The sequence below is a fragment of the Streptomyces sp. KR55 genome (assembly GCF_052245645.1).
GTDB classification, from domain to species: domain Bacteria; phylum Actinomycetota; class Actinomycetes; order Streptomycetales; family Streptomycetaceae; genus Streptomyces; species Streptomyces flavusporus.
In genome coordinates, this window is the sequence record NZ_JBQQCE010000451.1 from 1 (window position 1) to 8,020 (window position 8,020).

General features: G+C 70.5%; 7 protein-coding genes. 4 read left to right on the plus strand and 3 right to left on the minus strand.

Annotation, left to right across the window (positions count from 1 at the left end):
- The 3 genes from ACTWQJ_RS41425 to ACTWQJ_RS41435 form a co-directional block, all read left to right on the plus strand.
- The coding region (locus ACTWQJ_RS41425; RefSeq protein WP_443311577.1) for a TraR/DksA C4-type zinc finger protein at positions 1–1,631 on the plus strand (1,631 nt) is incomplete at its 5' end.
- 100 nt (positions 1,632–1,731) lie between these two features.
- The gene (gene lspA / locus ACTWQJ_RS41430) at positions 1,732–2,394 is read left to right on the plus strand and encodes a signal peptidase II (protein WP_443311578.1); all 663 of its coding nucleotides are present in this window, start codon (positions 1,732–1,734) and stop codon (positions 2,392–2,394) included.
- A 64-nt stretch (positions 2,395–2,458) separates the two neighbouring features.
- Positions 2,459–3,403 carry an RluA family pseudouridine synthase gene (locus ACTWQJ_RS41435; protein ID WP_443311579.1) on the plus strand — a complete coding sequence of 315 codons (945 nt, stop codon included), beginning with the start codon at positions 2,459–2,461 and terminating at the stop codon, positions 3,401–3,403.
- Between the two features lie 54 nt (positions 3,404–3,457).
- Here ACTWQJ_RS41435 and ACTWQJ_RS41440 read toward each other — a convergent pair whose 3' ends face one another.
- On the minus strand, positions 3,458–4,579 hold the full coding sequence (locus ACTWQJ_RS41440) for a mechanosensitive ion channel family protein (protein WP_443311580.1): 1,122 nt from the start codon (positions 4,577–4,579) through the stop codon (positions 3,458–3,460).
- A 117-nt stretch (positions 4,580–4,696) separates the two neighbouring features.
- Here ACTWQJ_RS41440 and ACTWQJ_RS41445 point away from each other — a divergent pair, with 117 nt between their 5' ends.
- Entirely contained in the window at positions 4,697–5,266 is a 570-nt protein-coding gene (locus ACTWQJ_RS41445) for a dienelactone hydrolase family protein (protein WP_443311581.1), read from the plus strand.
- 21 nt (positions 5,267–5,287) lie between these two features.
- Here the strand turns inward: ACTWQJ_RS41445 and ACTWQJ_RS41450 are convergent, their stop codons facing one another.
- Positions 5,288–6,949 (minus strand): alkaline phosphatase D family protein, encoded by a 1,662-nt coding sequence (locus ACTWQJ_RS41450; RefSeq protein WP_443311582.1) that lies wholly within the window; start codon positions 6,947–6,949, stop codon positions 5,288–5,290.
- Between the two features lie 126 nt (positions 6,950–7,075).
- Positions 7,076–7,876 (minus strand): DsbA family protein, encoded by an 801-nt coding sequence (locus ACTWQJ_RS41455; RefSeq protein WP_443311583.1) that lies wholly within the window; start codon positions 7,874–7,876, stop codon positions 7,076–7,078.
- Positions 7,877–8,020: the final 144 nt, after the last annotated feature.

Below are 8,020 nucleotides of genomic sequence, written 5' to 3' on the forward strand. Positions count from 1 at the left end.
GGAAGAAGGCGGCCGCGGAGTCGGGGATGGCGTCGAAGAGGGGGACGGGGGCGGGTGGGAAGAAAACGGCCGAAAGGGCGGTGGCTGATACGACGGCCCGTGCTCCCAGGGCGGCCGGTGGGAAAACCCCGGCCAAGAAGGCCACGGCGACAGCTGCGAAGCAGCCGCCCGAGAAGGGGGAGACGAAGCGGACGCCTGCCGGGAAGGCGGCGGCTGAGACGGTGACTGGGGAGGCGGGGGCTGGGAAGCGGTCGGTCAGGCAGTCGGCGGCGAAGGGATCGGCGGCTGGGGAGGCGGTTGGGAAGCGGCCGGTCAAGAAGTCGGCGGCGAAGGAAACACAGGCTGCGAATGTGGCGGCCAAGGAGACGGAGGCCAAGAAGAGGGCCGCCGAGGAGGCCTCGGCCAAGAAGGCCCCGGTTAAGGGGAGGGCCGGCGAGAGTCCCCCGGCCAAGCGGACGGGCGCCGCGACGAAGACGGCCGCCAAGAAGGCAGCCGCCAACAGGGCCCCGGCGAAGAAGACGGCTGCCAAGAGCGAGGCCGTGGCCAAGGAAGGGGTCGCTGAGAAGCGGGCCGCGGAGAAAAAGACGGCTCAGAGAGCGGCTGCGGAGAGGAAGCCCGCTGGGGAGGTGGCCGCGAGGAGGGTGTCGGCGGAGAAGGCCACCGGGCAGAAGTCGGCCGAGGTGGAGGCGACTGCCAGGAAGGCGGCTGTGAAGAGGAAACCCGCCGGGGAGGTGGCTGCGAAGAAGGCGCCCGCTAAGAAGGCCACCGCGAGGAAGGAGACCGCCCCAAAGGAGACGGCTCAGAGGGCCACCGCCCAGAAGGTGGTCGGGGTGGAGGCGACTGCCCGGAAGGCGGCTGGCGAGAAGAAGGACGCCAGGGAGGTTGCCGCGAGGAAGGAGACCGCCCCAAAGGGGATCGCCCAGAGGGCCACCGCCCACAAGGCGGCCGGGCATAGGGCGGCCGGGCAGAAGGGGGCCGCCGAGGAGGCTGCCGCCGAAAAGGCGGTTGCCGAGAAGGGGACCGGCGAGGTCGTGGGGAGCGAGAAGGAGGCGGTGGTGGGGGAGGGGGCCGCGGGGGCTGAGCGTGCCGGCAAGAAGAGCACGGCCAAAAAGGTGGGCGCGGCGCAGGCCGCGAAGCAGACGGGAGCCACGAAGGTGGTTGCGAAGAAGACTCCTGGCCAGGCCACGGCGGCGAAGACCGCCGTCCCCAAGGCACGGATCGCCGCGGCGGAGCCGGGCGATCTGGCGGTGCGCCCCGGTGAGGACCCCTGGACCCCGGAAGAGGTCGCGGAGGCCCGCGCGGAGCTGATGTCCGAGGCGGAGCGGCTGCGCGCCGAGATCTCCTCCTCCGAGGTGTCCCTCGCCGGTCTGATGCGGGACTCCGGTGACGGCGCCGGCGACGACCAGGCGGACACCGGCACCAAGAACATCACGCGCGAGCACGAACTGGCGCTCGCAGCCAACGCGCGCGAGATGCTCACCCAGACCGAGCGCGCCCTGCAGCGCCTCGACACAGGCACGTACGGCCTGTGCGAGAACTGCGGCAACCCCATCGGCAAGGCCAGGATGCAGGCCTTCCCACGGGCCACGCTCTGCGTCGAGTGCAAGCAGAAGCAGGAGCGCCGGTACTGACCGGCACGGGCCGAACCGTCGTACGCCTCCTGGGCACATGCGGCACGGGAGGCGTGCCGTACCCTCGTGCTCAGTCAGGCACCTAGGTTGAAGGACTCACGTGGCAGAGGCGGAGCGCATCATCGGTACGCCGGACACCCCGGACGCGGCGCGGGCCGAGCAGGACCGGCCCGGCGACGACGCGGCGCCGGGTGAGCGGTCGGGCTCCGAGCCGGCACAGACCCCGGCCGGCGGTTCCGGCGCGGATGAGCAGTCGGCTCCGGCCGAACGGCCCCGGGGCAAGCGGCGGATCGCCGTGCTGTTCGGGGTCGCCGCGTTCGCGTACGCCCTCGACCTGATCAGCAAGATCATCGTGGTGGCCGAACTGGAGCACCACGACGCGATCGAGATCTTCGGGGACTGGCTGAGGCTGGACGCCATCCGCAACCCGGGCGCGGCGTTCGGCTTCGGCCAGGCGTTCACGATCATCTTCACGGTGATCGCGGCAGCCGTGATCGTCGTGATCGCCCGGCTCGCCCGCAAGCTGTACAGCCTGCCCTGGGCGATCGCACTCGGCCTGCTGCTCGGCGGTGCGCTCGGCAACCTCACCGACCGGATCTTCCGCTCGCCGGGTGTCTTCGAGGGCGCGGTCGTCGACTTCATCGCGCCCAAGCACTTCGCCGTCTTCAACCTCGCCGACTCGGCGATCGTGTGCGGCGGCATCCTGATCGTGCTGCTGTCCTTCAAGGGGCTGGACCCGGACGGGACCGTCCACAAGGACTGAGGGCCGAGGGCCGGCCGACAGGCTGGCGTACGGCGGTGTCGGACCCGTCCGGCATACTCGACGGGTGAGCACGATTCCCGAGATCCGTACCCTGCCCGTGCCGGACGGCCTGGAGGGCGAGCGCGTCGACGCCGCCATCTCCCGCATGTTCGGTTTCTCCCGTACCAAGGCCGCCGAGCTGGCAGCGGCGGGGAAGGTCACGGTCGACGGCTCGGTGGTGGGCAAGTCCGAGCGGGTGCAAGGCGGCGCCTGGCTCGAGGTCGAGATGCCGCAGGCGCCCGCGCCGGTGCAGGTGGTGGCCGAGCCGGTCGAGGGCATGGAGATCGTGCACGACGACGATGACGTGGTCGTGATCGTGAAGCCGGTGGGCGTGGCGGCGCATCCGAGTCCGGGCTGGTCCGGGCCGACGGTCATCGGCGGGCTGGCGGCGGCCGGCTACCGGATCTCGACGTCGGGTGCCGCGGAGCGGCAGGGCATCGTGCACCGGCTCGACGTCGGTACGTCGGGACTGATGGTGGTCGCCAAGTCCGAGCGCGCGTACACCTCGCTCAAGCGCCAGTTCAAGGAGCGCACGGTCGACAAGCGCTACCACACCCTGGTGCAGGGCCACCCCGACCCGACCAGCGGCACCATCGACGCGCCCATCGGCCGCCATCCGAATCACGACTACAAGTGGGCGGTCACGGCCGACGGCAAGCCGTCCGTCACGCACTACGACCTGATCGAAGCGTTCCGCGCGGCCTCTCTGCTCGACGTGAAGCTGGAGACCGGCCGCACGCACCAGATCCGCGTCCACATGGCCGCGCACCGCCACCCCTGCGTCGGCGACCTGACGTACGGCGCCGACCCGACGCTCGCCAAGCGGCTGCACCTGACCCGCCAGTGGCTGCACGCCGTACGCCTCGGTTTCGAGCACCCCGGGGACGGCCAGTGGGTCGAGTTCGCCTGCGACTACCCCGCCGACCTGCAGAAGGCCCTGGACCAGGTCCGCGAGGAGACGTACGGATGACCCCGCGTGGGTGGGGCTCGCCGTCGGCGGCTTTCCTTCGGTTGTAGCCCTTCGTCAGCCTCGTTCCGGCCTCGGGGTGTCCACCGCTCGGCGTGGCGCCGCGCCGTCGGGGGAGCGGCGGTTGCCGTTAGAGCCGGGGGGCAGGATCGCGTCCGCCGTGTTGACGCGGGGCAGGGCGTACGGGTGGTGGCGGACCAGCCAGCCGATCATCTGTTCGCGGACCGTGACCCGTACCGTCCAGACGTCGTCCGCGTCCTTCGCGGTCACCAGGGCCCGTACCTCCATGGTGTTGGGAGTGGAGTCCGTGACGTCCAGTCCGTAGTGGCGGCCGTCCCAGGCCGGGCACTCGCGCAGGATGTCGCGGAGCTTCTCGCGCATCGCGTCGACCGGAGCCGTGTGGTCGAGGTGCCAGTAGACGATGCCGGTCATCTGGGGGGTGCCGCGGGACCAGTTCTCGAAGGGCTTCGACGTGAAGTAGGAGACCGGCATGGTGATGCGGCGTTCGTCCCAGGTACGGACCGTGAGGTACGTCAGGGTGATCTCCTCGACCGTGCCCCACTCGCCGTCCACCACGACCGTGTCGCCCAGCCGCACCATGTCGCCGAACGCGATCTGCAGCCCCGCGAACAGGTTGCTCAGCGTGGACTGCGCCGCCACACCGGCGACAATGCCGAGGATGCCCGCCGAGGCCAGCAGCGAGGCGCCCGCCGCGCGGAACGCGGGGAACGTCAGCAGCATCGCGGCGATGGCCACCACGCCCACGATCGCCGCGACCACCCGCATGATCAGCGTCACCTGGGTGCGCACCCGGCGGACCCGGGCCGGGTCGCGCTGGGCGCGGGAGCTGGCGTAGCGCGTGTACGACGTCTCGACGACCGCCGCCGCGATCCGGATCACGAGCCACGCCGCCGACCCGATCAGGACCAGCGTCAGGGCACGGCCGATGCCGACCCGGTAGTCCTGGAACAGCTGCGCCGAGTCGTACGACGCTCTCAGCAGCGCCGCGCACAGCACGAGCTGGTAGGGGATGCGGCCGCGGCGCAGCAGACCCCACAAGGGGGTCTCCGGGTGCCGTTCGTCGGCCTTGCGCAGCAGCCGGTCGGTGGCCCAGCCGATCAGCAGCGTGAGCAGGACCGAGCCGCCGACCACGATCAGCGGGCGGAGTATGTTCTCCATGCCCACGAACGTAACCGGCCCAGGCGGGACTGAACATGTGATTTCAGTGCCGTTCTGGGCAGGTCCGGGCAGGCCACCCGGACCTGCGTTGTCGTACCCGGCTGGCACCATGGCCTCATGAACATCATGCTGTTTCACTCGACCTACGGCCTCACACCCGCGGTGCGCGCCGCGGCGGACCGGCTGCGTTCGGCCGGTCACGAGGTGTGGACGCCGGACCTCTTCGACGGGCGGACGTTCGAGACGGTCGAGGACGGCATGGCGTTCAAGGACGAGATCGGCAAGGACGAGCTGCTCAGACGGGCCGTGCTGGCCGCCGCGCCCTATTCCGAACGGGGGCTGGTGTACGCCGGGTTCTCGCTCGGCGCCTCCATCGCGCAGACGCTCGCGCTGGGCGACGAGAAGGCGCGCGGCCTGCTGCTCCTGCACGGCACGTCGGACCTCGCGCCGAACACGTCCGTGGACGACCTTCCGGTCCAACTGCATGTCGCCGAGCCGGATCCGTTCGAGACGGACGACTGGTTGAGCGCCTGGTATCTGCAGATGGGCAGAGCGGGGGCCGATGTGGAGGTCTACAGATACGCCGGGGCCGGGCACCTGTACACCGACCCCGAACTGCCCGACTACGACGAGGAGGCCGCCGAGGCCACCTGGCGGGTGGCGCTCGGCTTCCTCGACAGCTTGTAAGGGGCGCCCAACCGGGGGCGGTTACACCGGGTCGTACGTCCGCTCGACCTTCTGCGTGCCGCTGAGCGTGCGGTACGAGCGGCTCCAGGACGAGGCCGCGTCGGCCTTCGTGCGGTCGGAGAGGACGTAGTAGTCCATCTGCGCGCGCTCGGCGGTGATGTCCAGGACGCCGTAGCCGTGGCGGTCGGTGTCGACCCAGTGGACATGCCGGTTGGCCGCGCGGATGACCGGCGCGGCGACGGTGGAGACGGTGCCCTGGGGGACGTTCACCAGGTCGTCGAGGTTGTCGGACGTGACCGAGGTGACGACGAACTCCGTGGCGGCCGAGGCCGACAGCGGATACGTACCGGCGTTCACCGGCACGTCGTTGGCCCACGCCATGTGGATGTCGCCGGTGAGGAAGACGGTGTTGCGGATCGCGTTCGAGCGCAGGTGCGCGAGGAGTTCGCGGCGGTCGTCGGTGTAGCCGTCCCACTGGTCGGTGTTGAGGGCGAGGCCCTCCTGGGGCAGACCGAGCAGCTTGGCGAGCGGCTTCAGCAGCTCCGCGGAGAGCGAGCCGATCGCGAACGGCGAGATCATCACCGCGTTGCCGACCAGCCGCCAGGTGGTGTCGGAGGACGCCAGCCCGGCCTTCAGCCAGTCCAGTTGGGCGCGCCCGGTGAGCGTACGGTCCGGGTCGTCCACGTCGCCGTTGCCGATGGAGGCCTGCTGCGAGCGGAAGGAGCGCAGGTCGAGCAGGGAGAGGTCGGCGAGCTTGCCGAAGCGCAGCCGGCGGTAGGTCGTGCCGGCGATGGCCGGGCGCACCGGCATCCACTCGAAGTAGGCCTGCTTGGCGGCCGCCTGGCGTGCGGCCCAGGCGCCTTCGGCGCCCTCGGTGTGGTTCTCGGCGCCGCCCGACCAGGTGTCGTTGGCGATCTCGTGGTCGTCCCAGATCGCGACGACCGGGGCCGCGGCGTGCAGCGCCTGGAGGTCGGGGTCGGTCTTGTAACGGCCGTGCCGGGTGCGGTAGTCGGCGAGGGTGAGGATCTCGTGGGCGGGGGCGTGCGGTCGTACGACGGTGCCGCGCGTGCCGTACTCGCCGGTGCCGTACTCGTAGATGTAGTCGCCGAGGTGCAGCCAGGCGTCCAGGTCGCCGCGGGCCGCGAGGTGGCGGTACGCGGCGAAGTAGCCGGCCTCCCAGTTGGCGCAGGAGACCACGCCGAAACGCAGGCCCGCGACGGCCGCGTCGGCTGCGGGGGCCGTACGGGTGCGTCCCGCGGGGGAGTCGGTGCCGCCCGCCGAGAAGCGGAACCAGTAGTCGGTGGCGGGCGCGAGGCCGCGGATGTCCGCCTTGACGGTGTGGTCGGTGGCGGCGGTCGCGGTGGTGGAGCCCTTGGCGGCGACGTTGGTGAACGACTTGTCCCTGGCCACGATCCAGCTCACCCGGACGTCCGGGCCGAGTCCGGAGCCGGGTATCGCCTCCGTGGTGGGGGTCACGCGGGTCCACAGCAGGATGCCGTCGGGGAGGGGATCGCCGGAGGCGACGCCGTGCAGGAAGGCGGGTGCCTCGGTGGCCGCGCGGGCGGGCAGGGCACCGGCCAGCGGAGCGGCGAGGACGGCTCCGGTCGCGGCGGCCTTGACGACTGTACGGCGGCGCGGAGCGGGGACGTTGGGGCTCGTGAGGGATCTGTGGCGACTGGTCACGGACGATCAGATTACTGATCGGTAGTGACTTCGGTAAGGGACGGGGACGCGAAGAGCGGGCGAACCCGGAAGAGTTCGCCCGCTCTTTCGTCATGCTTCCGGATGGCGTTACCGCCTGACGGAGTGTTACTTCGTGACGCCCGCGTCCTTGAGCGCCGTCTCCCACTCTGCGACGGTGCTCGGGTTCTCGATCACCTTGTTGTTGATCTTGATGGTCGGGGTCGACTTGACGTCCTCGGTGTCGTCGAAGGTCTTGCTCATCTTCATCGCCCAGGCGTCGTAGGTGCCCTTCTCGACGGCGTCCTGGAACTTCTTGTTGTTCTTCAGCGCGTCGACCGTGTTCGCCACCTTGATCAGGTAGTCGTCCTCGGCGAACTCGTCGCTGGACTCCTCGGGGTGGTACTCCGCCGAGTACAGCGCGGTCTTGTAGTCCAGGAACGCCTCGGGGCTGACGTTCAGCGCGGCGCCGAGGGCGCTCAGCGCGTTCTTCGAACCCTCCCCGCTGAGGTTGCCGTCCAGGAAGGTGCCGAGAGTGAAGGAGAGCTTGTAGTCGCCGTCCTCCATGCCCTTGTTGACGGTCTCGCCGACCGTCTGCTCGAAGGAGGCACAGGCCGGGCAGCGCGGGTCCTCGTAGAGGTGGACGACGTTGTCCGTCTTGGAGTCGCCGATGAGGACCGTGGTGCCGTCCTTGCCGGAGCTGTTGGCGGGGGCGACCACCTTCGCGTCGGCGGCCTCCTCCCACTCGGTGGGCTGGTTGGTCTGGACGACGGCGTAGCCGATGCCGCCGGCCACCGCGAGGACGCCGACGACCGAGCAGGCGACGATGATCTGCCGCCTGACCTTGGCGCGCTTGGCCTCGCGCTCACGCTCGATGCGCAGCCGCTCCCGGGCCGCCGTCTTCGCCGCCTGGCTGTTGCGCTTGCTCATGGTGGTGATCTCCCTGGGGATGCGCACATGTCGTACGCGGGTTACGTGTGGGTGGGTCGTGCTCGGAGGCCGTCGCCGGGAACGAAGGAGGGCTTCGCTCAGGCGACGGCGGCCGGGCACGGCGGTCCACGCCGTCCCAGGGAG